The following is a 24,396-nucleotide window of genomic DNA, read 5'->3' on the forward strand; positions in this document are numbered from 1 at the left end:
AGCTACATTTGTGAAACCGCAATAAAATTTTCGGACCATGAAATTCAGACTTTTGGCATTTGCCCTGCTGCTTTCGGGCGGCGTCTCGGCCCAGAACCCATACATCTCCCTTCAGGGCGCGAACGAAACCGCCGGCGGCCTTACCGTCGCCCAGCCGCGCACGATCCTCGCCGTCGACGTCACCGTCGAACACGACGTCACCTTGAGCGGACCCTATGCGCGTTATGCGCAGAAATACCTCGGGGTGCGCGCTCCGCTCACCGACAAGACCGTGTGGAGCGTCACCGGGGCGCAGATCGCCCTGCTCGACGGCGACACCTACCTCAATGCCGCGGCTCCGGCTCCGGCCTCGACCCGCGTGCTGTCGCACACCGCCTCCGAAAACAAGTTCGCGCGCTTGCAGCCGGACAAGACCGACATGACGACGCCCGCGCTGGAGGACGCCGCGCGCACCGCCGCCGCGCAAATCTTCTCGCTGCGCCGCCACCGCATCGAGCTGGTCACGGGCGAAGCGGGCGAGAACGTCTTCGGCGAGGGCCTGAAGGCCGCGCTGGAGGAGATCGACCGTCTGGAGCAGAGCTATCTGGAGCTGTTCCTCGGCAAGCGGATCGTCTCGACCGAGACCCGCCGCTACGTGGTCTGCCCGCAGGCCGACAAGAAACAGTATATCGTCTGCCGCTTCAGCCCTGCGGCCGGACTGCTTCCCGACACGGACCTTTCGGGCGACATCGTGCTGTTGCAGATCGAACCTTCGGGCGTCGCGAAGAGCGACCTCGAGGCCGGTCCGAAGGAGACGCAGGTCGTGGCGTGCCGCGTGGCCGATCCCTCGACCTGCATCGTCGTCTCGGGAGGCCGCGAGTATGCCCGCGCCGTGCTTCCTGTTTTCGAATTCGGCCGTACGATCAACGTCGCCCTGCCGCGCCGCAAATAACCTTCCGATGGATTTCACCTCCCGCATGGCGGCGCTGCTCGGGGCATTCCGCCGCGAGCGCAACGGCGCCGTTGCCGATTCGATGCGCTTCTACGGCGCACCCTGCGGCCTGAACTACGGCGTGAGCCTGCCGACGCTCCGCACGCTGGCGCGTGCCGAGGCCGCCGATCACGATTTCGCCAAATACCTCTGGCGGCAGGATGTCCGCTGCCTGCGCCTTGCCGCGCTGCACATCGCCGATCCGGCGCGCCTTACGCCCGGGGAGTTCGCCTTCTGGGGCGACGGGCTTCTCAATTCCGAAATCGCCGCGGAGGCCGCCTTCGCGCTGTTGAGCCGCATCGGGGCGTTCCCCGAACTGTTCGCGGCGTGGATTGCGCCCGATGCCGGGTGGCTGCGGCAGTATGCGGCCCTGATGGCCGCGGCCCGCGTTCCGCATCCTTCTCCGGCGTGGGCCGTTCCGGCCGCGGCCGTCGTGCACGAGGCCGCAGCGGCCAGCATCCCGGAAGCGCACCTGCTGGCTCATGGCGCCGTGGCGCTGTTCACGGCCCTCGGGACGCGAAACGAAGAGAACCGGCAGGCGGTTCTCCGCGCGGCCGGCTCTCTGGGTCAGCTCCCTGCCGAAGACTGCGTCCACGAGGAGCTGGCCTGGCGATTGGAGGTTTAGGGCTGCATCACCTGTTCGCGCTTTTCGAGTTCGTTCAGCACGTTGATCAGGTGTTCGTACCCCACGCGGCCGCTCTCGCGCCACAATACCTCTCCGCGGCAGAAAAACATCAGCGTCGGGACCGACATGATGTTGTAGCGCCGTATGATTTCACGCATCGAGGGGTCGTCGATGTCCGCTTTGTAGACGTCGACGCGGCCGTTCATCCGCTCCCGAAACTTGTCGATGGCCGGCATCATCATCCGGCACGGCCCGCACCAGGTGGCGAAGAAGTCTACGAACGTCAGCGCGTCCCGCCAGATGATCTTGTCAAAGTCCGTCATGGTCATATCTTCCGATCAGTTTATTTCCACCCACGATATTCCCGCATAGTTCTTCTCCGCAAGTTCCTTTTCGACGTAGCTGATCGTGCGCCGCAGGCCTTCGATGAGCGGTGTGCGGGGCGCCCAGTCCAGTTCGCGCCGTGTCGCCGAGATGTCGGGCGTGCGGCGGCGTATGTCGTCGATACGCGCTTCGGCGTGGACGATGTGCGAGCTGCTGCCCGTCAGGGCGATGATCTTCTCGGCCAGCGAGCGGATCGTCACCTCGTGACTGCTGCCGAAATTGGCCGTGCGCGTCGTCTCGGCCGGCGGGGCCTCCATCAGCCGCACCAGTCCGTCGACCACGTCTTCCACCCAGCAGAAGGTCCGCAGCTGCTCGCCGCTGCCGTTGATCGGAATGTCGCGGTTCTGCAACGCCGCCACGATCATCTTCATCACCACGCGCTGGTCCATCAGGTCGGCGCCGCTGCCGTAGGTGTTGAAGATGCGCGCGATGCGTGCGTCGACCCCGAATTCATACTGGTAGGCGCGGTGCAGGGCCTCTCCGGCCCGTTTGCCTTCGGCGAGGGTGCGGTGTGTCGGACAACCGTCCGCCGCCTCGACCGAGGTGTCGCGGTATCCCGTGCCGTAGATGTCTCCGGTGGATGCGTAGAGGATGCGTGCGTGCTCCGAACGGGCCGTGTCGAGGGCGTTTATCGACCCCAGTATGCTGACCTTGAGCGACTCGACGGGCAGCGCCTTGTTGTAGCGCACGCGCGAGGGCGCCGCGAGGTTGTAAATCTCGTCGCAGCGGATGCCGAATGCGTTGACGATGTTGTGGCGGACGTACCGGAATTCCGGGTGCGGCGGCATGTCGCGCAGCAGCGGCGAATCGGCGGTGTCGCGTATGTCCACGCAGAAGACTTCGTGCCCGTCGTTCAACAGACGCAGGCACAGGTGGGAGCCGATGAATCCCACGCCGCCCAGTACGACTATTCTCTTTTGCATTTTCTTCCCTTTTACCGGGGAAAAAGCAAAATCCATTCCATACCGGCGGCAATCCGGCCGGAAGCCCATGCGAGGTCGGAAGATTCGCTCTCCGGAACTTCTGTCGCGTTTTCAGGCGGCAGCTTGCGGTGGTCCGCTCGAAGGGCAGTTACGAGCAGGCCTCCGCAGGGCAGAGCTGCGGCCTGCCGATTCACCCGAGGCGAATCGAAAATCTTCCGGCCGCGGCTGCCAGAAGCCGCTCCTTTCCTTATCTGTTGTTTTTGATGTCGGCCTATTCTGTGAAAAGCGCCTTCGGGAGCTGGTCGACGCTGTTTATCGGGACTACCTCGATGCCTTTGGGACGCTTGCCGCCTTTGGCCAGATAGCCCGACACGATGATGCGCCTGAATCCGAGCCTTGCGGCCTCGCTGATGCGCTGTTCGGTGCGGGGCGCGGGGCGCACTTCGCCCGACAGGCCTATTTCGCCGGCGCAGCAGACCCCCTCGGCCACGGGACGGTCGTAGTAGGACGAGATCACCGCCGCCACGACCGCGAGGTCCAGCCCCGGGTCCGCGACCTTGAATCCGCCCGCGAAATTCAGGAAAACGTCTTTCTGGAACATCTTCATCCCCACGCGCTTCTCCAGCACGGCCAGCAGCATGTTCATGCGCCGTGCGTCGTATCCGGTCGTCGAACGCTGGGGCGTGCCGTACGCCGCACCGCTCACCAGCGCCTGCACCTCGATCAGGTAGGGCCTCACGCCGTCGGCCGACGCCCCCACGGCGATGCCGCTCAACGGCTCCTCATAGTGCGTCAGCAGGATTTCCGACGGATTGTCAACCCCCCGCAGTCCGGCGTCGAGCATCTCGAAGACCCCGATTTCGAACGTCGCTCCGAACCGGTTCTTGATGCCCCGCAGGATGCGGTAGATGTTGTTGCTGTCGCCCTCGAACTGCAACACCACGTCGACGATGTGTTCGAGTATCTTGGGACCGGCTATCGAGCCGTCCTTGGTGATGTGGCCGATGATGAAGATCGACGTTCCGGTCGATTTGGCGTATTTCAGAAGCGTCGCCGCGCATTCGCGGATCTGCGACACGCTTCCCGCCGACGAGTCCAGGAGGTCGGTGTAAATCGTCTGTATCGAGTCGATCACCACCAGGTCGGGACGGTGCTCGGCGATCTGCGCCACGATGTTTTCCAGCAGCGTTTCGGGATAGATCAGGCACTCGTCGTTGCCGATGCCGATGCGCGCGGCGCGCATCTTGATCTGCTCGGCCGACTCCTCGCCCGAGACGTAGAGGGTTTTCAGTCCGTTCGCCGCCAGCGCGATTTGCAGCGAGAGGGTCGATTTGCCGATTCCCGGCTCGCCGCCCACGAGGACCAGCGACCCCGGGACCATCCCGCCGCCCAACACGCGGTTTACCTCGGCGTTTCCCAGATCGAGGCGGACGTGCTCGCTTTCGCGGATGTCCCTCACGCGCTGAGGCTTCGCCGCGGGCAGGGGACCCGCCGCGACCGCCGGGACCGAACCGCTCTCGCGGGCGATGATCTCCTCGGCGAACGTGTTCCATTCGCCGCACGAGGGGCAGCGTCCCAGCCATTTCGGGGCTTCGAACCCGCAGTTTTTGCAGAAAAATGCCTTTTTGACCTTTGCCATACGTCCTCCTATTTTGCGTTTGCCGAGGTGTACTCCCGGCGCACGGCCTTCGTGATTCCGGCCTCGGGGTAGAGAGCTTGGTACTCTTCGGTCAGGTCGACCGTCAGGAGGGTCTTGCTCGTGCCGTCCTCGGCCTTGTAGGCCGAGACGGCGCAGGTGTACTTCATCGCCGGTTCCGGACAGTAGACGAGGATGTCGGTTGCGCCCGGGTCCTTGAAGAAGACGCCCCGCACCCGGTCCGCCTCCGCCGTCTGTCTGATCCGGAGGCGCCCGCCGTTGTATTTGGTGAATTCCAGCACGTAGCTTCCGCCCGCCTTCACGGGAGCCGCCGCTTCGATCTCCTCTCTGATCCGTTCGACCACGGGGTCCGTTTCGTTTTCCCCTGCCTTCGTCTCCGGTTCCGTGGGATCGGTGGGGTTCGTGGGATCTGTTGGATCGGTGGGGTCGGTGGGGCCCGGTTCGGGGTCCGGGAGGGTGATTTCGGCCTCGACGCGCACGACGGGATAAACCGCCGTGTAAAATGCGTCGGAATCGTCTCCGCAGGCGGCTGCCAGCAACAGCAGGCAGGCCGTGCCGTATTTCAGTTGTTTCATCATAATCCGGAATCTTCGTCGATCAGTATTACCAACACCCGTTTGTCGGGCCAGCATCGCAGCATTTCCATCCGGGTGTTGCAGATGCGGTCCTGCGAGTTGCAGTCCGCGCAGACGCCCGTTTTGGCGCAAGGGGTGCGGAATCCGGGGTGTCGCGCGACGTTCTGCGGGGCGGCGATCCGGCGGATGCGCTCCTCGGCCTCGTCGCGGTCGGCCACGATCTTGTTGCGTCCGGCCACGATGATCACCTTCCGGGGGCCGAATGCCACCGGTGCGATGCGGTTGCCCACCTTGTCCAGCCAGTGCAGTGTTCCCTGCTCCGTCACGGCGTTCACGCCCGTGATGAAAAGGTCCGACAACAGCGCGCGGCGGCGGATTTCCAGCCGCTCCTCGTAGGGCTTCGAGGCGTCGAACCCGTCGAGCAGCGTCAGCCGCCCGTTGCTCCGCAGCCACTCGACGATGCCCGTTCCGCGCATCGTCATGGAGTCGCCGAACGACACGAGTTGCGGGTTTTCGGCCTCCACGACGGCCTTCATCAGGGCGAAGGCCGCTTCGGCGTCCTTCACCACCTCGGCCTCGAAACGGTGTCTCCGCAGCGCCGCGGCGCAGGCTTCCGTTTTTTCCGCAGTTCGGTTTGTCATCGGCTCCGCATTTATTTGATAAAGAACCGGTAAATGTCGTTGCCGTTGGCGTAGAGCAGCAGGAACAGAATGATGATCAGTCCGACATACTGCGCCGCTTCGAGCACCTTGTCGCTCACCTTGCGGCCCGAGATCATCTCCCAGAAAGTGAAGATCGCGTGCCCGCCGTCGAGTCCCGGGATCGGCAGAATGTTCATCACCGCGAGGATGATCGACAGGAAGGCGGTCTTCATCCAGAAGTCCTGCCAGTCCCACGTGGAGGGGAAGATGCTGCCGATGGAGATGAATCCGCCCAGCTCCTCGTACATCTTGGTTTTGGGCTGCACGATCATCTTCAGCTGGTCCCAGTAGGAGGAGATCACCTTGCCCGTCCTTTGAATACCGGCCGGAATCGCCTCCAGAAACGTATATTTCTGCGTGCGCAGCGCGAGGCCCTTGCGGATGACTCCGAGCGTGCCGTTCTCCGAGACGGGCGCTTTGAATTCAAAGAGCATGTCCCCTTCCCGCAGGACTGTCAGCAGCACCGAATCTCCGGCGTGCGCCTTCAGGTATTGGCCGTAGCCCGCAAAGTCGAGACCCGAAACGTTGTCGATGGCTACGATCTCGTCTCCCTTCCGCAACTGTGCGACGGTCGGGTTTACGACGCTGTCGATCAGAAAGGGGATGCGGGGCAGGAGGAAATTTTCGTATCCCTTCTGCTGGCGCATCGAGATCAGCTCGTCGAGCGGGAGGATCAGTTCCACCTGCCGTCCGTTGCGTTCGACCACGACGCTGCGGTCGCTTTCGGTGATGATCAGCGAGTTTACGACCTTGTTGATGTCGTCCGCCTCTTCGCCGTCGATGCTCACCAGCCGGTCTCCGTCGTGGAATCCGAGTTTGTGCCCGGCCTCGTTGAAGTTGTAGCCCCACTTGGCGTCGGCGTTCGAGAAATAGGTGTCGCCCCACGTGTAGCAGATGCCGATGTAGATGGCCACGGCCAGCACGACGTTCATCACCACGCCGGCGATCATCACCAGAAAACGCTGCCAGGCGGGTTTGGCGCGGAACTCGTCCTGTTTGACGGGCTGTTTCATCTGTTCCGTGTCCATCGACTCGTCGATCATGCCGGCGATCTTGACATATCCGCCCAGCGGCAGCCATCCCAGACCGTACTCGGTGTTTCCGCGTTTGAATTTGAACAGCGAGAACCACGGGTCGAAGAAGATGTAGAATTTCTCGACGCGGATTTTGAACACCCGCGCCATGATGAAGTGACCCATCTCGTGAATGCCTATCAGGATGGTGAAACAGAGGAAGAACTGAATGATTTTTACAAGAATGTCCACAAGCTTTAATTTTTAATTTTTTAATTGTAGGAACTCCGCCGCCAGCGCGCGGGCTTCGGCGTTCGCCTCGGCGTAATCGGCCAGGGTGGGCGAGGGGACGAATGCGGCGTGCTCCAGCGCGTAGCGGATGGCGCGCACGATGTCGAGCCATGCGCATTTGCGGGCGATGAACGCCGCCACGGCCACCTCGTTGGCGCCGTTCATCGTGCAGGCCGCCGTGCCGCCGCGCCGCAGACAGTCGTAGGCGATGTCGAGCGCCGGGTATTTCGCGCGGTCCACTTCGGCGAAGGTCAGCTGCGGATGGTTCAGGAAGTTGAACCGCTCGCCGGGACGGTTCGCCCGGTCGGGGTACAGCAGCGCGAAGCTGATCGGCAGGCGCATGTCGGGCGTTCCGAGCTGGGCCTTGATCGCGCCGTCCTCGAATTCGACCATCGAATGGATGATCGACTGCGGGTGGAGCAACACCGAAATCCGTTCCGCCGGGGTCCCGAACAGCCAGTGGGCCTCGATCACCTCGAACCCCTTGTTCACGAGCGTCGACGAGTCGATCGTGATCTTCGCGCCCATGTCCCACTGGGGGTGGCGCAGGGCCTGCTCCACCGTGACGTTCGCCAGCTCTTCGGCCCGGAAGTCGCGGAATGCGCCGCCGCTGCACGTGACGATCAGCCTTCTGACCGGGGCGCGCTCGCCCACGAGACACTGGAAGATGGCCGAATGTTCCGAGTCGATCGGAATCACCGGGGCTTTCCGCTCCCGGGCCAGCGGCATCACGCAGGCGCCGCCCACCACGAGCGACTCCTTGTTGGCCAGCGCGAGCTTCTTGCCTGCCTCGATGGCCGCCACCGTGGGAGCGAGTCCGGCGTAGCCCACCAGGGCGTTCACCACCACGTCCGTGCCGCCTCCGGCCGCGACCTGCGCCACGGCCTCCTCTCCGGCATATACTTTGGTGTCGGTTCCCGCGAGTGCGTCGCGCAGCTGCGCGTAGTGCTGTTTGTCGGCGATCACCGCCGCGTCGGCGTCGAATTCCCGGGCCTGTCGGGCCAGTCGTTCCCAGTTGCGGTTGGCCGTGAGGACGCGGACCTCGAAGCGGCCGGGGTTTTCGCGGGCGATGTCGAGCGTCTGCACGCCGATCGAGCCGGTCGAACCCAGTATTGCGAGTCTTTGTTTCATGCGTTTGTCAGAAGACGATGTACCCCTCGGGGTCCACGGGTTTGCCGTTGTTCCAGAGTTCGAATTCGAAGAGCCGGACCTCTCCGTCCTGCACTTCGGCGTTGTAGCCGATCAGTTCGCCCGAACGGATGGTCTGGCCGGTCGTTACGAGCGACTGCGAGAGGTTCTTGTAGACCGAGATCAGGTTCCCGGCGTGTTGCAGGACCACGATGTAACCCGTCTCCGGGGTCCAGAGGCTCTGAATCACCGTGCCGTTGTCGATGGCCGTGATGCGGTCGGCGGCGGTCGCGGCGATCTTCACGCCGAAATTTCCCTGCCGGATGTCGAATTTTCCGGTTATGATTCCCTCGACGGGCGTCGCCAGCTCGATGGCCTCGCGCACCTGGCGCCGCGAGCCGCCCTGTCCGGCGATGGCGTATTCGCCGTCGCCCTCCATCTGGGCCCGCAGGAGCGAGTCTTCGTGCGAGGGCATCACCAGCACCTTGCTGATGCGCGACGAGTCCGACGAGGCGAGCACGCGCGCCACGGGCGTGCGTCCCTCCATGATCAGGGCTATGTTCTCGTTGTAGGTCAGCATGTCGTTCATCATGCGCTCCATCGAGTCGAGCCGGATGATGTTCTGCACGAGGCTTTCGCGCGAACGGTCGGCCTCGGTGCGGTATCCGGGCAGGAATTCCAGGATGGGGGAGTACGCCACCAGCGACAGCGTGAGGATGAAGAGCATCAGCATGAACGCCACCAGTCCCGCGAGGATACTCGCCGGCGAGAGGTGCATGTGCCACTCTTCGGTGTTGTCCGTGGCGTTGAGCATGTTGAACCGGCGTTTGCGGAACAGGCCGCGCCACCATGCCCGTATGGTTTTCAGAAATTTCATCTCTCCGGGTACGATTTCTCTTTGTTAACCCTACAAAGATAGGCAAATTTGCATAAATCCTTTGCGGGGCGCGCTTAATTTTTTACCTTTGTGGATGTTTTGAACCAATGTCATAAACAGATAAAATAACATGGTAAAACCCACATTACTGGTACTCGCCGCGGGCATGGGCTCCCGCTACGGGTCGCTCAAACAGATGGACGGTGTCGGTCCCAATAACGAGGCCATCATCGACTATTCGGTCTACGACGCCATCCGCGCCGGTTTCGGCAAGGTCGTCTTCGTCATCCGCCACTCCTTCGAGAAGGAGTTCCGCGAGGTCTTCTCGGCCGACCGTTTCGGCGGACGCATCGCCGTGGATTTCGTTTTCCAGGAACTCGACTACCTGCCCGAAGGTCTTGCCGTTCCCGAAGGCCGTGTCAAGCCGTGGGGTACGAACCACGCCGTGATGATGGCAGCCGATGCGGTTCACGAACCCTTCGCCGTGATCAACGCCGACGATTTCTACGGCGCCGAGGCCTATAAGACCATCGGGGACTACCTGGCGCAGCTCGGCGAGAGCCGCAACAGCTACTGCATGGTCGCTTACGACCTGAACAAGACGCTTTCGGAGAACGGTACGGTCTCGCGCGGCGTCTGCGGCGTCGATCCGAAAGGCGACCTCACGTCGATGGTCGAGCGGACGCAGATCGAGCGGATGCCCGACGGCCGGATCGTCTTCCACGACAACGGCGCCGACGAGCCTCTCTCCGAGGACACTCCCGTTTCGATGAACCTCTTCGGCTTCACGCCCGACTTCTTCACCTACTCGAAGGAGTACTTCAAAGTCTGGTTCGAGGCCAACAAGGACAATATCAAGTCGGAGTTCTACATCCCGACGATGGTCAACAAGCTGATCGGCGACGGCACGGCTACGCTCCGCGTGCTGCGTTCGGCCGCCCAGTGGCACGGCGTCACCTACAAGGAGGACAAACCCGCGCTGATGGCCGCCATCGAGAAGATGATTGCCGAGGGTAAATATCCCCGGAATCTCTGGGCGTAGTTTTCGATTCTCACGGGCATCTTTCGCCCTGCCTTGTCCGGCCCGAACGGGAAATACTTCGGTATGTCCCGTCCGGGCCGAACTGCGTTATGGCAAAATCTGCTCCGCGATAATCAAAAACCTGCTTCTGCTTTAGATGCAGTCATTTCCGTAATTCTCCCGAACGGGACGAATGGGACGCACTTGAGTGCTACCCATCCGTCCCGTTCTTCACGATGCCCGGAACTTGCCAGCTCCTATTATCTCTGTCATTATAGGCCTACCTCTGCCTGTTTTTGCCACCGCCTGTATACTTCTGCCCGTCGCTCCAGCCGCTCCAGCCGCTCTGCCTGCTCTGCCTGCTCTGCCGCTCCAGCCAGCCAGCCTGCCCGCCGCCTGCTCTGCCTGCTCTGCCTGCTCTGCCGCTCTGCCGCTCTGCCTGCTCCAGTCCGCCTGCCTGCAAAAAAAGCGAGACTTTGAAAAGTCTCGCTTTTTTATTATCCGGTTTGGGCCTTCGTCAGCCCCCCCCGACTTTCTGCGCGTCAGTCCAGAAAACCTTCCCGGACGAGCTGCTCGCGGATCTTGGCCCAATCGGCCACGGGATGTTTCTCTCCGTCGATGAACCGCAGCGGACATCCCAGATTGCAGTCGTCGATGTAAAGGTCTGCATGAATCTTCGGCGACGAGGTCCAGCGCTTCTGCGACGGGTTTTCGTTCACGGCGTAGAGCGGAATGCCCCGGACGCGGAACCATTCCACCGCGCGGTCCAGCAGTTTTCCGTGCCGCATCGAGTAGAGGATCAGTCGGCAACCGTTGTCCGTCAGCTCTTTCAGCACGGGCGCCGCCCCCGCATCCTCACCGATCTCCGGGTAGGCATGCGTTACGACCGTACCGTCGAAGTCGATGGCTATTGTTGCGTCGTGAATGGCCATCGTTACCGTTTTACTTTATGTGCCAGCGACCGGAAGAAGAGCTTGATGCGTTTGCGGTAGCTTACTTCCTTGTAATCGTCTCCGTAGCCATATCCGTATCCATAACCGTAACCGTAGCCATACCCGTATCCATATCCGTGACGGCGGGCGCGGGTGCTGTTCAGAACGATGCACATGTTGTGGAGCTTCTTCTCGCGGTAGAGCCGCTCGATGTCGGGCAGCTGGCGCCGGTCGAGCACGCCCTCGCGTACGATGTATATACAGAGGTCCGCAAGCCGGTCGGTGATAATTGCGTCGGCCACCGACATGGCGGGCGTACTGTCGAGGAAGACATAATCGTATCTGCCGCGCATTTCGGCGATGAGCTTGTCGAGTTTGTCCGAAAGGAGCATCTCCGCCGGGTTGGGCGGCTGCACTCCTGCGTAAATCACGTCGAGATTCTGGTGGAATCCGGAGTTCTGGATCATGCTCTCCACATCGGAGACCGTTCCTGCGAGATAGCTCGTGATGCCGGTTTTGCTGTTGCTGTGGCCCAGCTGGGACGACAGGGCATGGCGGCGCAGGTCGAGGTCGATCAGCAGCACGCGCTTGCCGGCCATGGCGAGGGTCATGGCCAGGTTCGTCGCCACGAAGGTCTTGCCTGCGTGCGGGTCCGACGAGGTGAAGAGAATGGTGCGGATGTCGGTTCCGGCCGAGACGCTCATAAACGTCATGTTCGAGCGCAGAATGCGGAAAGCCTCCGACAGGGCGTCGCGGCCCGTTTCGCGCACCACGATCCCGGCCTTGCCGCCGCCCTCGTGGTAGGGGATGTCGCCCAGGAACGGGGCGTTGACGTTGTCCTCGATGTCCTTGCGACCGCGGATGGTCGTGTCGAGCATGCCGATCAGGTAGAGCAGACCGAAGGGAATGGCCAGACCCACGATCAGGGCGATGCCCAGAATCATCATCGGTCGGGGCGATACGGGAGCGTTGCTGCCGTAGGCGTAGTCGATCGACCGTGAGTTGCTCTCTGCTACGGCGTAGTTGAGCTGGTTCTCCTCCTGCTTGTTCAGCAGGTAGAGGAACAGTTCTTCCTTGATCTTCTGCTGGCGCGTGATGCCCAGGATGACCTTCTCCTGCGAAGGCATGGTCGAGATGCGGATGTTGGCCTGCGTCTCCTCCTTGCGCATGGCGTCGCGCTGGATTTCGAGCGTCGAGATGTTGGAGTCGAGCGACGAGATGATCGAACGCCGCACGGCGGCCAGCAGGTTGTCGAGGTCCTGAATGACGGGGCTGCGCTCCGAACTGTTCTCCAGCAGTTTCTCGCGGCGCAGGATCGCCGAGTTGTAATCTTCGATTTGCTTGGCGATGGCCGTGTTGGTTCCCGCGGCCGCCATCGCCGGAATCAGTTCACCGACGTTTTTCGGGTCGTTCAGGTAGGTGCGAATGTACTCCGCCACGTTGATCTGGTTTTCGAGCGAAAGACCTTCCGTCTTGTAGCGCGAACTTTCCGACACGCTGCGCGCGGCCTCCGAGGTGATGTCCACCATCCGGTTGTCCTTCTTGATGTCCTCGATATTGCGGTCCACGTCGCCCAGCTCGCGTCCGATAACGTCCAGACGGGCCTTGATGAACTTGCCCGTAGCGACCGACACGCGACGCTTGTCCTCGATGGCGTCTTCGTTGTAGGCCTCGATCAGCGTGTTGATCACGTCTTCGGCGCGCCGGGGGACGGTGTTGTTCATCGAGATGGTCACCACCGAAGCCTGCTTGTTGGCCACGTCGCTTTTCACGGCTGCGCGGTAGGCGTTAGTGGTCCGTCCCAGCGAACTCTTGGTCACGCGGATCGGAACCCCGATGTAGTCGGGGGCCATGTAGAGCGACTTCTGCACCACGACCTGACCCACGGGAGTCGGGATCGTGTCACCGTAAGCCGCCGTGATGACGCTGCGGCTCTCGTGCTTGGTGACGAACTGGTCTTTGAATTCGCTCAACCGGATTTTGTCGTCGTCGATCGGCGTGATCTCCATTGCGAGCGACTGGTTGTCGTTGTCGTTGATGAACTTCACGTCGATCGGGGCCTGGCCGTAGAGGTCGCGCCGGCGGAGCCCGTCGCTCACCGAATAGTTGACCGTCAGGTTGAGCTGCTTGACCACGTTGGTCATCAGACGCCGCGACTGGAGGATGAATACTTCGTTGTCGACGTTGCGGCGGTTCTGGAATCCCGCCAGATCGCTGAATGCCGTGAGATCCACGTCTCCGCCCTTGCGGCTGTCCTTGACCAGAATGGTCGCCGTGCGGCTGTAAATCTTCGGGGTGCTGGCCAGATAGTAGTAGGCCGCGCAGAGACAGCATACGGTCGAAAGCACGAACCAATACCAGTTGGCGATCACCATGCGGATGATGTCGTGCAGGGTGATCGTGTTCGTCAGTTCTTCGTTGTTGGTCTGTATCTGTGAATTGATCTGTTGTTCTGCCATGGAGCCTTGCTATTTGGTGAGGGTTACGATGAGTGTCGCCACCGAAATCGCCGTTCCCACCAGCGAAAGGTAGAAATTGCGGTTCTGGCTGATCTCGCCCGTCTGCGCCTTGTACTTGTTGGGTTTCACGTATACCACGTCGTTCTGCTGGAGGTAGAAAGCCGGGGAGTTGAAGATGTCGGTCGATGTGAGGTCGAGGTATTCGATCGTGCGCACGCCGTCCACCTCGCGCGTCACGGCCACCTCCGAACGCACGCCGTATACGGTCATGTCGCCGGCCATCGCCAGAGCGTCGAAAATCGAAACCTTGTCGCGTGTGACATCGTAGAATCCGGGGCGGGCCACTTCGCCGATGACCGAAATCTTCATGTCGGCGAACTGTACGTTGACCGTGGGGTCGTTGATATATCCGCCGTCGATGATCTTCTTGGCGATGGCCTGGGCCAGTTCGCTGCGGGTCTTGCCCTTGCATTCGATCTTGCCGATCACGGGCATTTCGAGCATGCCGTTCTCGTCGACGGTGCGCATCTGGAGCGCCTGCGAGTTTGCCGCGCTGGAGACGTTGGTTCCCGTGAGCGAATTGTAGGAGGTCGCCGAGTTGAACGGCACTGCCAGTTCGGGGTCCTTGCTGTTGACGACGATCGTCAGCCGGTCGAGCGGCTTGATGCGGATCTGTCCGTTTTCGGCGATTTGTTCGGGTGTGAAGGGCTGGGCGTCCTGCAGGTACCATACGCGCTTCTGTGCGGAGCACGAAACGAGCAGTATGCCGAGGACCGCTGTCCCGATGAGAAGGCAGAGTTGCTTCATTTTTAATAAGGCGTTGATTGTAATTACGTGCGCAAAGATATAAATTAATTCTGAAAAACAGCCGCTTTTCGAAGGTGATATTTTACAAGTATGTAGGTAATGCGTTGCCGGATACGTGTTTTTTTGCAAAAAAATCGTATCTTTGGTATCCGAAATTCAAAAAATGATAGACTGCTGCATATTCGATTTGGACGGAGTTGTCGTCGATACGGCCCGCTACCACTATCTGGCGTGGGCCGCGCTGGCTCGTGAACTGGGCTTTGAATTCACGCCCGTGCAGGGCGAAGCGACCAAGGGTGTGAGCCGCATGGCGTCGCTGGAGATCGTCCTGCGCGCCGGAGGGCTTGAGGGGCGTTTTTCCGCCGCCGAGAGGGAGCGTCTCGCCGCCGAAAAGAATGCGCGTTACCTGCGTTTCGTTTCGCAAATGACACCCGCCGAGGTGCTTCCGGGCGTGGCGGCGTTTTTGCACGACGTGCGCAGCCGCGGCGTGCGGACGGTGCTCGGCTCGGCGTCGAAGAACGCGGGGACGATCCTCGACCGGTGCGGCCTTCGGCCGCTGTTCGACGCCGTGGTCGACGGCAACGAGGTTTCGCGGGCCAAACCCGATCCCGAGGTTTTCCTGAAGGGTGCCGCCGCCGTGGACGCCGCGCCTTCCGTGTGCGTGGTCTTCGAGGACGCCGCCGCGGGTATCGAGGCTGCTTCGCGTGCGGGCATGCGTTCGGTGGGCGTCGGGGGCGGTGCGTCGCTTTCGGCCGCCACGATGCGGCTGGAAACCTTCGCGGGGTTTACGTTTGAACAATTGGCGATGAAGATCGACCGGGACTGATTGCAACCCCGGCGCAACGCCGCGGAAGGCTGCGGCCGGGGCGGTGAAACGAGCGATAAAGAGTATAGATTATGAACGACGGATATGTAAAAACCGATCCCTGGCGCCTCGTCGAGGATCGCTTCGACCCTTCGCGGGCGCTCTCTTCCGAGTCGCTCTTCGCGCTGGGCAACGGCGTGATGGGCGGCCGGGCCAATTTCGAGGAGCGTTACTCGGGCGAGACGCTTCAGGGCAATTATATCGGCGGGGTCTATTATCCCGACAAGACCCGTGTGGGGTGGTGGAAGAACGGCTACCCGGAGTATTTCGCCAAGGTCCCGAACGCCGCGTTCTGGATCGGGGTCGATGTCGCGGTCGACGGCGAGCCGCTCGACCTGGCGACCGTCGCGGAGGTGAAGAGCTTTTACCGCGAGACGGACATGCGCCGCTCGGTGCTGACGCGCCGCATGAGGGTTGTGCTGAAAAACGGCGTCGAGGTGGCCGTCGAGACGGTTCGTTTCCTCTCGCTGGCGCGCCGCGAACTGGGCGTCGTGAAATACGCCGTCACGCCGCTCAACCGGGCGGCCCGGATCACCTTCTCGCCCCATGTCGACGCCGACGTGCGCAATGCCGACGCCAACTACGACGAAAAGTTCTGGGAGGAGGTCTCGACCGAGGCCGACGCCACGCAGAGCCGTACCAAAAAGAGCGGTTTCGAGGCGGCCTGGGCGCAGGCCGTCGAGCTGGACGGCGCCGAGTGGCATTGCGAAACCCGCCCCGAGAAGGTCCGGGCCACCGCAGCGGTCAGCCGTGAAAAGGGCTGCGCCGCCGTCTTATATAAATATGCGGGCATCTGCTCGTCGCTCAACCACGCTCCGGCGGACCTTATCGCCGCGGCGCGCTGCGTCGCGGCTTCGGGACAGGAGGCGGGCTTCGAGGCCCTGCTCGAAGAGCAGACGGCCGCCTGGGCCGCCCGCTGGCACGGCTGCGACATCGAAATCGGGGGCGACGCCCGGGCGCAGCAGGGCATCCGCTTCTGCATCTTCATGTTGCTGCAAACCTATACCGGGGTGGACACCCGTCTGAATATCGGTCCGAAGGGCTTCACGGGCGAGAAATACGGCGGCGTGACCTACTGGGACACCGAGGCCTACTGCCTGCCGTTCTACCTGGCCACCGCCGGGCGGGCCGTCGCCCGCGAACTGCTCGTCTACCGCTACAACCAGCTCGACAAGGCCATCGAAAACGCTGCGAAGCTGGGCTTCCGCGACGGTGCGGCGCTCTACCCGATGGTCACCGTCAACGGCGAGGAGTGCCACAACGAGTGGGAGATCACCTTCGAGGAGATCCACCGCAACGGCGCCGTCGCCTACGCGATTTTCAACTACATCCGCTATACCGGCGACATGGCGTATTTGGCCGACTGCGGGCTGGAGGTGCTGCTGTCCGTGGCGCGCTTCTGGGCGCAGCGCATCACGTGGTCCGGGGCGCGGCGAAAATATGTCATGCTGGGCGTCACGGGTCCCAACGAGTACGAGAACAACGTCGACAACAACTGGTATACCTCCTACATCGCCTGCTGGTCGATGCGCTATGCCGCCGAGTCGGCGGCGTGGGTGCGTGAAAACCGCCCTGCGGACTACGCGCGCATCTGCGCGAAGCGACGTTTCGACGAGACGGCCGAGACGAAGCGGTGGCTCGAAATCGCCGACGGCATGTACTTCGGCGAGGACCGCGAACTGGGCATCTTCCTCCAGCAGGACGGCTATCTGGACAAGGAGCAGACGTTGGCCAAAGACCTTGACCCTGTGGATCGCCCCATCAACCAGCGCTGGTCGTGGGACCGCATCCTGCGCTCGTGCCTGATCAAGCAGGCCGACGTGTTGCAGGGGCTTTATTTCTTCGGCGACGATTTCGACCTCGACACCGTCCGCCGCAACTTCCGCTTCTACGAGGCGCGCACGGTCCACGAATCGTCGCTCTCGCCCTGCGTCCATGCCATCCTCGCCGCGCGTATCGGCGATCTGGACAAGGCCTACGAACTCTACCTGCGCACGGTGCGCCTGGACCTCGACGACTACAACCGCGAGGTCCGCGAGGGCTGCCATGTCACTTCGATGGCGGGTTCGTGGCTCTCGGTGGTCGAGGGTTTCGGGGGCATGCGCGTCCGCGACGGCGTGCTGTCGTTCGACCCGCAGTTGCCGGCCGCGTGGGAGTCCCTCTCGTTCAAGGTCAATTTCCGGGACCGGGTCCTGACGGTCCGGATCACCCGCAATGCGGTCGAGGTGGCGAACGAAGGTGCCCCCGTCGAACTTGAAATCCGCGGCGTGCGCCGGCTGATCGCGGACAAGGTAATTATGAATTGTGAATTATGAATTGTTTTTGGCCGCAGGCTGTCCTGTATGAAATGAACGTGCGCCAGCTCACGCCCGAAGGCACGCTGCGCGCGGCAACTTCAAAACTGCCTTTCCTCAAAGACCTCGGCGTCGACGCCGTGTGGCTCATGCCGGTCTATCCGATCGGGGAGGCCGGGCGCAAAGGCTCGCTCGGCTCCTACTATTCGATCCGCGACTACTGCGCCGTGAACCCCGAGCTGGGCACGATGGCCGACTTCGACGCCTTCGTCGCCGAGGCCCACCGCCTCGGCATGCGGGTCCTGCTCGACTGGGTGGCCAACCACACGGCGCGCGACGCGCGGTGGATCGCCGAAAAGCCCGCCTCGTGGTACGAACGCGACGCCGCGGGCCGTCCCGCCGTGCCGTGGGACTGGTCCGACACCGCCAAACTCAACTACGCCGACCGCGACGTGTGGCGCGCGCAGGCCGACGCCATGGAGTTCTGGCTCACGCAGCACGACGTCGACGGATTCCGCTGCGACATGGCGATGCTGGTTCCCATCGAGTTCTGGAACGAGACCTCGCTGCGCCTGCGGCGTGTGAAGCCCGATCTGTTCATGCTGGCCGAGGCCGAGGAGCGGAATCTTTTCGAGGAGGGGGCTTTCGACGCCTGCTACGCCTGGCGGATGCACCACCTGATGAACGACGTGGCCCGGCAGCGCACCCGCGTCACGGCCCTGCGCGACTACATCTACGCCGACCGCGACGACTATCCCGACTCGGCCATGCGGCTGGCGTTCACGTCGAACCACGACGAGAATTCGTGGAACGGCTCCGAATTTTCCAGATTGGGCGATGCGCGCGAGATCATGGCGGTCTTCACGTTCGTCGTGCCGCGCGGCCTGCCGCTGATCTACACCGGGCAGGAGATCGGCTACGACCATTCGTTCGCCTTCTTCGACCGCGATCCGATTCCCCATTACGAGGCCAACGCTTTCACCGGGTTCTACCGCCGCCTCACGGCGTTGCGCCACGACAACCCGGCCCTGGCGGCGGGGGAGCGGGGCGGCGCGATGACCGAGATCCGCAACAACGCCGAGGACTGCCTGATGACGCTGGTCCGCGAGACGGCTGACAACCGCGTCGTTGCGGTGATGAACCTCTCGCCCTACGCCATCCATGCCGATTACTATACGGGCATCTACGCCGGGATGTACACCGACGCCATGACGGGCGAGCCTTACGAGCTTCGCGGCCGCGTCGAGGAGGATATGGCCCCGTGGAGCTACCGGATATTGTGTAATTAAAAATTGAGAATTAAGAATTAAAAATTATTATTTGCGAATGATTGGCTGTTGTAATGCTCTTTGCAGCCCGACTGTTCGGGCCGTTGTGATGCAGCCTGCGTTATAATTTTTCATTTTTCATTTTTAATTCTTCATTTTCTTTATCTTTGCCGCATGAGAAACATTGCGATCCTTTGCCTGCTGCTCGCCTGTGCGCTGCCCGCCCTTGCGGGAACCTACCGCGCGGACGAGATTCCCAATGTTCAGCGTATGGACCGGCGGCGCTATGTCTCCGATCCCGACGGTATCCTGTCGCCTGCCGCCGTGGCGCATATCGACTCCGTCTGCGCCTCGCTGCGTGAGCGGGGCCTCGCGCAGGTCGCCGTCGTCGCCGTCGACGACATCGCGGGCGGCGATACGTTCTCGTTCGCCGTCGATCTGTTCCGCAGCTGGGGCGTAGGCTCGGCCAAAAGCAATAACGGACTGGGCATCCTGCTGGTGAAGGACCTGCGTGAGATACGCTTCGTCACGGGCGGCGGCCTCGAAGGCATCCTTCCCGACGCGCTCTGCAAACGCATCCAGCTCAACTATATGCTTCCGGCCTTCCGCGAGGGGAATTACAGCGCGGGCATGGTTGCCGGGGTGGGGGCTGCGGCCACGATCCTCGAAGGCGGCGAGGTCGATCTGGGCGGCGACGCCGACGAGGACCTTCCGGCATGGATGATCTTCACGATCGTCTTCGGCTTCGTGATCTTCCCGCTGGGCATGGTGCTGGCGAACTACTATTTCTCCCGCCGTTGCCCGAAGTGCCGTAAGCTGACGCTGAAACAGCAGTCGCAGCAGGTGTTGAGCGTCACGCGGAACTACCGGCTGGTCGAATATACGTATGTCTGCCCGAACTGCGGTGCGGTCGTGAAGCGGCGTTCGCGCAACCTGCGCGACGACAATTTCGGCGGCGGGGCCGGGGGCGGCACGATCATCGGCGGCGGCTTCGGACGCGGCATGGGCGGCGGCATGGGCGGCGGCTTCGGAGGAGGCTCCTTCGGCGGCGGCGGAGCCGGTTCGCGCTGGTAGTTTAAGGTGCAGATTTCCGGGGCGTTGCATGTTGGGCTGAAAAGCGTCTGCAATTCGGTTGCGTCGCGACAAGCCCTTCCCCTGAAGGAAGGGTTTGGGACGGGGTCTGGCTTGTAAACGGCGCCGGAGGCTGCGACTGCGGCGGTTTGATGCGAAATGAGTTTAAATATATAAATAGCTTCTGTTATGAAAAAATGGATTTGGATCGGCGTAGTCGCCGTGGTGGCGATCTTCTTTTATGCGACCTATAACGGTTTTGTGAACAGGGAGGAGGGGCTTAAAAGCGCCTGGTCCAACGTCGAGACGCAGTACCAGCGGCGTGCGGACCTGATTCCCAACCTGGTCAACACCGTGAAGGGCTACGCGGCCCACGAGACGCAGACCTTGAACGAGGTTACCGAGGCGCGCGCCCGGGCCACGTCGATCAACCTTTCGGCCGACGACCTGACGCCCGAGCGGCTCGCACAGTTCCAGCGGGCGCAGGCCGAGGTGCGCTCCGCGCTGGGCCGCCTGATCGCCGTGTCGGAGAGCTATCCCGACCTGAAGGCCAACCAGAATTTCCTCGAATTGCAGGCCCAGCTCGAAGGGACCGAGAACCGCATTGCCGTCGCCCGCAAGGACTTCAACGCCGCGGCGCAGCAGTACAACGTTTCGGTGCGCCGCTTCCCGGCCAACCTCGTCGCGCGGATGTTCGGCTTCGGCCAGAAGCCCTATTTCGAGTCGGCCGAAGGGGCCGCGGCCGCTCCGCAGGTCACCTTCTAAATGATCTCGGAACGTTCCCGCGGTTATGTGCTGGGAGCCATAGCCGCGGCCAGCTACGGACTGAATCCGCTCTTTGCGCTGCCGCTTTACGGCGCGGGCCTGGGAGTGGATTCCGTGCTGTTCTACCGCTATGTGCTGGCTGTGGTGATGCTGGGTGCGCTGATGCTGTTCCGGCGGCAGTCGTTTGCCCTGCGGCGGCGCGACGTCCTGCCGCTTGCGGCTATGGGCGTGCTCTTCTCCGTCTCGTCGCTGCTGCTTTTCGAGAGTTACAACCTCATGGACGCCGGCATCGCCTCGACGATCCTGTTCGTCTATCCGGTGATGGTCGCGGTCATCATGGCCGTGGGTTTCCGCGAGCGGGTCACCGCCGCCACGGTCGTCTCGATCGCCCTGGCGTGCGGGGGCATCTCGCTGCTCTACAAAGGGGGCGACGGCGCGACGCTCAACCTCGCGGGCGTCGTGCTGGTCTTCCTTTCGGCGCTCTCCTATGCGGTCTGGATCGTCGCCGTCAACCGCTCGTCGCTCAAGGACCTTCCGACCGAGAAACTCACCTTCTACTGTCTGGTTTTCGGCTCGCTGGTCTATGTCGTTCGGCTGCGGGGCTGTGCCGATCTGCAACCCGTCCCTTCGTCCCTGATGTGGGTCAACGCCGTTGCGCTGGCGCTTTTCCCGACGATCGTTTCGCTGGTCGCGATGGCCGGGGCCATCCGCCGCATCGGCTCCACGCCCACGGCGATCCTCGGGGCGCTGGAACCCGTCACGGCGTTGTTTTTCGGCGTCGCGGTCTTCGGCGAGCGGTTCACGCTGCGCATCGGAACCGGCGTTTTGCTGATCCTCGTCGCCGTGACGCTCATCATCGCCGGCAAATCAATCCGCATCCCCACCTCCGTCACGCACCTGGCCCGGTGGATGGCCCGTCCGCGCCTGCCGCGCTGGGCCGTGCGCTGGGCGCGCCGCCTGCCGCTGCCGCGCATCCGCCGTACCCGCTGACGGATTTTGCAAAAACACGCCGGCGCCGGAGGAATCGCCTCCGACGCCGGCGCGTTTGTCTTCGTACCGTTACAGCCGGCTCTTTTCGTCGGCCGATCCCGCCTCGACGGCTTTGCGCTTGAAGGCCTTCCCCGACTTGAAGTTGTAGGTCAGCCCAATTCGGAACGAGCGGTTGCTCCACGTCTGCCGGGCGTTCATCGTGCGGACGAATCCGTCGCCGTGCGCTCCGATCACCTGTCCCTGGTCCAGAAGGTTCTGCACCGAGAACGAGGCGGTGAACTGGTCGCCGAAGCGTTTCTTCACGCCGGCCTGCAACCGGTGGTCGGGTTCGACCCAGCAGTTGCCCAGGTCGATGCGGCTCTGATAGTTGTACGAGAGGTCGATGTAGAATTTAGCCGGCAGCGTGAAGGTCGTCGAGATGCTGCCGAATGCCCAGTTGTAGAAAGTTTCGGCGCCGTGCTGTTCGACGCGCTCACCGTGGCGCATGTAGGTGAAGTTGGCGTTCAGTTGCCACCATTTCGCGGGCTGGAAAGGCAGATTGACCGAGACGTAATAGTTTTTGGTGCGGTCGTAGTTGACCCATGCCAGTTGCAGCAGGTCGGGATTCTCCGGGTCGGCCTGTATCGTCTGCTGAATCTCGCCGCTGACGAGCTGCACGCCGGCCGTGAGGGTGTATTTGTGGGCGGCCACCAGCGTGAGGTTCACGTCCTGCTTGAACGCCGGGTCGAGCGACGGGTTTCCCGTCTGGTAGGTGTAGTCCGAAATCTGCATCCGCTGGGGGTTGAGGCACCAGAAGCGCGGCCGTTCGATGGTCCGGGCGTATTGGGCGATCAGCGACCATCCTTTCTCCTTCGAAAGGGCGAAGGAGACGTTGGCGTTTGGAAAGAGCGAGAAATAATCCTGTCCGACGCTTTTTCCCGTCGTGTGGGTGTATTCGCCGCGCAGACCAGCCACGAGGCCCCAGCGGCCGAGCTGCGCCGAGGCGACGGCGTAGGCCGCCGCGATGTTCTCCGTGTAGTCGATCGTGAAGCTCTGGTTGTCGTTGCGCGTCCATGCGTCGCCCTTGAGGTATTCGTAGAGCGCGTCGTTGTGCATGTCGTTGTAGGTGTATTTGGCTCCGGCCTTGAGCGTCCAGCGGGGCGAAAACCTCTTTTCGAGGGCCAGCGTCGCCGTGGCGATGTTGTAGACGCTCTCGGTGTTGTCGCGGTAGGTCGAATCCGCCGTTGCTCCCGGAGCCGTCATGCGGCTGAAGTTGTCGTTTCCGGAGTCGGTTTCGCGGCGCGTGTAGTCGGCAAGGAGTTTGAGCGTCGAGCCGAGCGTGTCGATCTTGCGGATGTAGTTGAACGTCGCCGAGTAGTTGTTGCGGATGTCGAGTTTGTCGAAATGGCTGTCCGTGCGTGTCACCGTGCCGGCGTTCCGGAAATCCGTGTAGGTGTCGTTCGGCTCCCCGTTCCGGTTGCGCCAGTACTCGAACTCCGCGCCGACGCTGTTCCTGCCGTCGATCTCGACCACCGCGCCGGCGCTGGCCCCGAGGCTGCGGTTGCGGCCTTTCATCGACGAATGTGCGTTCAGCTCCTTGTCCGCGGCCTCGTAGCGCGTCTGCTCGCCGGTGGTCGTCTCGTCCTTTCCGAAAGATCCCCATGCCGAGGCGTAGAAGTCCACGCGGCCCGAATGCAGGTTGATGTTGGCCGACGGATTGTACCTGTGTACGATCTCTCCCTGCGTCGTGTTGAACGCCACCGAGCCGTTGACGCCGTTCTCGCGGCGTTTTTTGAGCGTGATGCGGATGATGCCTCCCGCCGAGTCGGCATCGTAGTCGGCGCCCGAGGTGGGCACGACCTCTATTTTCTGAATCTCCTCGGCCCGGAGCGACCGCAGGTAGGTCAGCAGCTGTTCCGGCTCCATGCGCAGTTCGCGGTCGTTGACGTAGACCTTCGAGCCGCTCTTGCCGTTGATTGATATTTTCTCCCCGTCGATCCATACGCCGGGGGCGCGTTCCAGCAGTTCGATGCCGTCCTTGCCGATGGCCGCCGGGGCGTTCGCCACGTCGACCACGAACCGGTCGGCCTCGCGGCGCACCAGCCGGGCCTTTACCTCCACGCTTTCGATGCCGGTCGCCGAGGTCCGCATCACGAAATCGCCCAGATGGTTCTCCTGCTCCACGCGCACCGGCTTTTTCACGGGGTCGAATCCGAGGTACTGAATCAGGAGCGTGTATTCGCCGGGAGCTGCTTTCAGCGCGAAACGTCCTTCGGCGTCGGTGGCCATGCCGGCCACCTGTTCGGTTCCTTTCAGCAGGACGACCGTTGCGTATTCGACGGCTTTTCCCTGTTCGTCCACCACGCGGCCCGTCGAGGGGCAGAGATGCGCCGCAAAGAGCCGGGTCGCGGCCGCTGCAAGCGTTACGATAAGGAGGATCAGTCTTTTCATAATATTCTGTTTTGCACTTTATTCGTCAGTGCAAAGATATGTAATAATATTTATACTATGCAAGACATAGTACTGTAAATTTCAGAAAATTTTCGATACTTATGTATATGGAGGCCCGCGGTTCTTGCGGGGGTGTTTTCCGGGTGTAAAGATACCCCCCCCCGGCTGCGAACCAAATTTTTCCGTAACTTTTTTTCGCGGTCCCGCTTTTTCGCCTCCTGAAAACAGGTGCAGTGAATATTTTGTTGAAAATTCGCCGACTGGCGGGGTAGGAATCCCGGGAAATAATTCCTAAATTTGCAGATTGAATTAATATGGCTAATTGTCCCCGGACGTCTGATACGGGCTTT

21 protein-coding genes are annotated in these 24,396 nt (G+C 62.1%); 9 read left to right on the forward strand and 12 right to left on the reverse strand.

Annotated elements, in window-relative coordinates; all coding sequences use genetic code 11:
* Window positions 1–37: 37 nt before the first annotated feature.
* Window positions 38–931 carry a DUF4831 family protein gene (locus NQ492_RS13605; protein WP_015545891.1) on the forward strand — a complete coding sequence of 298 codons (894 nt, stop codon included), beginning with the start codon at window positions 38–40 and terminating at the stop codon, window positions 929–931.
* Window positions 932–938: 7 nt separating this feature from the next.
* The gene (locus tag NQ492_RS13610; RefSeq protein WP_015545892.1) at window positions 939–1,595 is read left to right on the forward strand and encodes a DNA alkylation repair protein; all 657 of its coding nucleotides are present in this window, start codon (window positions 939–941) and stop codon (window positions 1,593–1,595) included.
* Here the strand turns inward: NQ492_RS13610 and NQ492_RS13615 are convergent.
* The 8 genes from NQ492_RS13615 to NQ492_RS13650 form a co-directional block, all read right to left on the reverse strand.
* On the reverse strand, window positions 1,592–1,924 hold the full coding sequence (locus tag NQ492_RS13615; RefSeq protein ID WP_015545893.1) for a thioredoxin family protein: 333 nt from the start codon (window positions 1,922–1,924) through the stop codon (window positions 1,592–1,594). The two genes, NQ492_RS13610 and NQ492_RS13615, sit on opposite strands and share 4 nt — an antisense overlap.
* Before the next feature lie 9 nt (window positions 1,925–1,933).
* Window positions 1,934–2,902 (reverse strand): NAD-dependent epimerase/dehydratase family protein, encoded by a 969-nt coding sequence (locus NQ492_RS13620; RefSeq protein WP_022062581.1) that lies wholly within the window; start codon window positions 2,900–2,902, stop codon window positions 1,934–1,936.
* Between the two features lie 271 nt (window positions 2,903–3,173).
* Window positions 3,174–4,541 (reverse strand): DNA repair protein RadA, encoded by a 1,368-nt coding sequence (radA, locus tag NQ492_RS13625; RefSeq protein ID WP_015545895.1) that lies wholly within the window; start codon window positions 4,539–4,541, stop codon window positions 3,174–3,176.
* A gap of 8 nt (window positions 4,542–4,549) precedes the next feature.
* Window positions 4,550–5,134, reverse strand: a complete 585-nt coding sequence (locus NQ492_RS13630; protein ID WP_229104395.1) for a hypothetical protein — start codon at window positions 5,132–5,134, stop codon at window positions 4,550–4,552.
* A complete protein-coding gene (locus NQ492_RS13635) occupies window positions 5,134–5,775 on the reverse strand; it encodes a lactate utilization protein (RefSeq protein ID WP_015545897.1) in 642 nt (213 codons plus the stop codon). The genes NQ492_RS13630 and NQ492_RS13635 overlap by 1 nt, the downstream gene beginning before the upstream one ends.
* An 11-nt stretch (window positions 5,776–5,786) precedes the next feature.
* Window positions 5,787–7,100, reverse strand: a complete 1,314-nt coding sequence (gene rseP, locus NQ492_RS13640; protein ID WP_022061601.1) for an RIP metalloprotease RseP — start codon at window positions 7,098–7,100, stop codon at window positions 5,787–5,789.
* Window positions 7,101–7,112: 12 nt separating this feature from the next.
* The gene (locus tag NQ492_RS13645) at window positions 7,113–8,270 is read right to left on the reverse strand and encodes a 1-deoxy-D-xylulose-5-phosphate reductoisomerase (protein WP_015545898.1); all 1,158 of its coding nucleotides are present in this window, start codon (window positions 8,268–8,270) and stop codon (window positions 7,113–7,115) included.
* Between the two features lie 7 nt (window positions 8,271–8,277).
* Window positions 8,278–9,144, reverse strand: coding sequence for a murein hydrolase activator EnvC family protein (locus NQ492_RS13650; RefSeq protein ID WP_015545899.1), 867 nt, complete (start codon window positions 9,142–9,144; stop codon window positions 8,278–8,280).
* 130 nt (window positions 9,145–9,274) lie between these two features.
* Between NQ492_RS13650 and NQ492_RS13655 the strand changes: the two genes are divergently transcribed.
* The gene (locus NQ492_RS13655; RefSeq protein WP_171024691.1) at window positions 9,275–10,186 is read left to right on the forward strand and encodes a nucleotidyltransferase family protein; all 912 of its coding nucleotides are present in this window, start codon (window positions 9,275–9,277) and stop codon (window positions 10,184–10,186) included.
* Window positions 10,187–10,707: 521 nt separating this feature from the next.
* Here NQ492_RS13655 and NQ492_RS13660 read toward each other — a convergent pair.
* From NQ492_RS13660 to NQ492_RS13670, 3 genes are read right to left on the reverse strand one after another with little or no spacing between them, the layout of a single operon-like run.
* The gene (locus NQ492_RS13660; RefSeq protein WP_015545901.1) at window positions 10,708–11,097 is read right to left on the reverse strand and encodes a hypothetical protein; all 390 of its coding nucleotides are present in this window, start codon (window positions 11,095–11,097) and stop codon (window positions 10,708–10,710) included.
* A gap of 2 nt (window positions 11,098–11,099) precedes the next feature.
* On the reverse strand, window positions 11,100–13,556 hold the full coding sequence (locus NQ492_RS13665) for a GumC family protein (protein WP_015545902.1): 2,457 nt from the start codon (window positions 13,554–13,556) through the stop codon (window positions 11,100–11,102).
* 9 nt (window positions 13,557–13,565) lie between these two features.
* Complete coding sequence (locus tag NQ492_RS13670) at window positions 13,566–14,363, reverse strand: polysaccharide biosynthesis/export family protein (RefSeq protein ID WP_015545903.1); 798 nt, start codon at window positions 14,361–14,363, stop codon at window positions 13,566–13,568.
* Between the two features lie 163 nt (window positions 14,364–14,526).
* On the opposite strand from NQ492_RS13670, the gene pgmB reads away from it, so the two are divergent.
* The 6 genes from pgmB (at window position 14,527) to NQ492_RS13700 (ending at window position 21,616) form a co-directional block, all read left to right on the forward strand.
* On the forward strand, window positions 14,527–15,189 hold the full coding sequence (gene pgmB / locus NQ492_RS13675; RefSeq protein ID WP_015545904.1) for a beta-phosphoglucomutase: 663 nt from the start codon (window positions 14,527–14,529) through the stop codon (window positions 15,187–15,189).
* A 71-nt stretch (window positions 15,190–15,260) separates the two neighbouring features.
* Window positions 15,261–17,543 (forward strand): family 65 glycosyl hydrolase domain-containing protein, encoded by a 2,283-nt coding sequence (locus NQ492_RS13680; protein WP_015545905.1) that lies wholly within the window; start codon window positions 15,261–15,263, stop codon window positions 17,541–17,543.
* On the forward strand, window positions 17,540–18,811 hold the full coding sequence (locus tag NQ492_RS13685; RefSeq protein WP_044053928.1) for an alpha-amylase family glycosyl hydrolase: 1,272 nt from the start codon (window positions 17,540–17,542) through the stop codon (window positions 18,809–18,811). The genes NQ492_RS13680 and NQ492_RS13685 overlap by 4 nt, the downstream gene beginning before the upstream one ends.
* A 153-nt stretch (window positions 18,812–18,964) precedes the next feature.
* A complete protein-coding gene (locus NQ492_RS13690) occupies window positions 18,965–19,864 on the forward strand; it encodes a TPM domain-containing protein (RefSeq protein ID WP_195635824.1) in 900 nt (299 codons plus the stop codon).
* Window positions 19,865–20,050: 186 nt separating this feature from the next.
* A complete protein-coding gene (locus NQ492_RS13695) occupies window positions 20,051–20,626 on the forward strand; it encodes a LemA family protein (RefSeq protein WP_022061526.1) in 576 nt (191 codons plus the stop codon).
* A complete protein-coding gene (locus NQ492_RS13700; RefSeq protein ID WP_149887549.1) occupies window positions 20,627–21,616 on the forward strand; it encodes a DMT family transporter in 990 nt (329 codons plus the stop codon).
* Between the two features lie 69 nt (window positions 21,617–21,685).
* Here NQ492_RS13700 and NQ492_RS13705 read toward each other — a convergent pair whose 3' ends face one another.
* Window positions 21,686–24,046 carry an outer membrane beta-barrel protein gene (locus tag NQ492_RS13705; RefSeq protein ID WP_015545907.1) on the reverse strand — a complete coding sequence of 787 codons (2,361 nt, stop codon included), beginning with the start codon at window positions 24,044–24,046 and terminating at the stop codon, window positions 21,686–21,688.
* Window positions 24,047–24,396: the final 350 nt, after the last annotated feature.

Source organism: Alistipes shahii WAL 8301 (assembly GCF_025145845.1).
GTDB classification, from domain to species: Bacteria; Bacteroidota; Bacteroidia; order Bacteroidales; family Rikenellaceae; genus Alistipes; species Alistipes shahii.

Coding starts and splice junctions, on each gene's coding strand:
- NQ492_RS13605 (WP_015545891.1), top strand. CDS start 38: ATGAAATTCAGACTTTTGGCATTTGCCCTGCTGCTTTCGGGCGGCGTC.
- NQ492_RS13610 (WP_015545892.1), top strand. CDS start 939: ATGGATTTCACCTCCCGCATGGCGGCGCTGCTCGGGGCATTCCGCCGC.
- NQ492_RS13615 (WP_015545893.1), bottom strand. CDS start 1,924: ATGACCATGACGGACTTTGACAAGATCATCTGGCGGGACGCGCTGACG.
- NQ492_RS13620 (WP_022062581.1), bottom strand. CDS start 2,902: ATGCAAAAGAGAATAGTCGTACTGGGCGGCGTGGGATTCATCGGCTCC.
- radA (WP_015545895.1), bottom strand. CDS start 4,541: ATGGCAAAGGTCAAAAAGGCATTTTTCTGCAAAAACTGCGGGTTCGAA.
- NQ492_RS13630 (WP_229104395.1), bottom strand. CDS start 5,134: ATGAAACAACTGAAATACGGCACGGCCTGCCTGCTGTTGCTGGCAGCC.
- NQ492_RS13635 (WP_015545897.1), bottom strand. CDS start 5,775: ATGACAAACCGAACTGCGGAAAAAACGGAAGCCTGCGCCGCGGCGCTG.
- NQ492_RS13645 (WP_015545898.1), bottom strand. CDS start 8,270: ATGAAACAAAGACTCGCAATACTGGGTTCGACCGGCTCGATCGGCGTG.
- NQ492_RS13650 (WP_015545899.1), bottom strand. CDS start 9,144: ATGAAATTTCTGAAAACCATACGGGCATGGTGGCGCGGCCTGTTCCGC.
- NQ492_RS13655 (WP_171024691.1), top strand. CDS start 9,275: ATGGTAAAACCCACATTACTGGTACTCGCCGCGGGCATGGGCTCCCGC.
- NQ492_RS13660 (WP_015545901.1), bottom strand. CDS start 11,097: ATGGCCATTCACGACGCAACAATAGCCATCGACTTCGACGGTACGGTC.
- NQ492_RS13665 (WP_015545902.1), bottom strand. CDS start 13,556: ATGGCAGAACAACAGATCAATTCACAGATACAGACCAACAACGAAGAA.
- NQ492_RS13670 (WP_015545903.1), bottom strand. CDS start 14,363: ATGAAGCAACTCTGCCTTCTCATCGGGACAGCGGTCCTCGGCATACTG.
- pgmB (WP_015545904.1), top strand. CDS start 14,527: ATGATAGACTGCTGCATATTCGATTTGGACGGAGTTGTCGTCGATACG.
- NQ492_RS13680 (WP_015545905.1), top strand. CDS start 15,261: ATGAACGACGGATATGTAAAAACCGATCCCTGGCGCCTCGTCGAGGAT.
- NQ492_RS13685 (WP_044053928.1), top strand. CDS start 17,540: ATGAATTGTTTTTGGCCGCAGGCTGTCCTGTATGAAATGAACGTGCGC.
- NQ492_RS13690 (WP_195635824.1), top strand. CDS start 18,965: ATGAGAAACATTGCGATCCTTTGCCTGCTGCTCGCCTGTGCGCTGCCC.
- NQ492_RS13695 (WP_022061526.1), top strand. CDS start 20,051: ATGAAAAAATGGATTTGGATCGGCGTAGTCGCCGTGGTGGCGATCTTC.
- NQ492_RS13700 (WP_149887549.1), top strand. CDS start 20,627: ATGATCTCGGAACGTTCCCGCGGTTATGTGCTGGGAGCCATAGCCGCG.
- NQ492_RS13705 (WP_015545907.1), bottom strand. CDS start 24,046: ATGAAAAGACTGATCCTCCTTATCGTAACGCTTGCAGCGGCCGCGACC.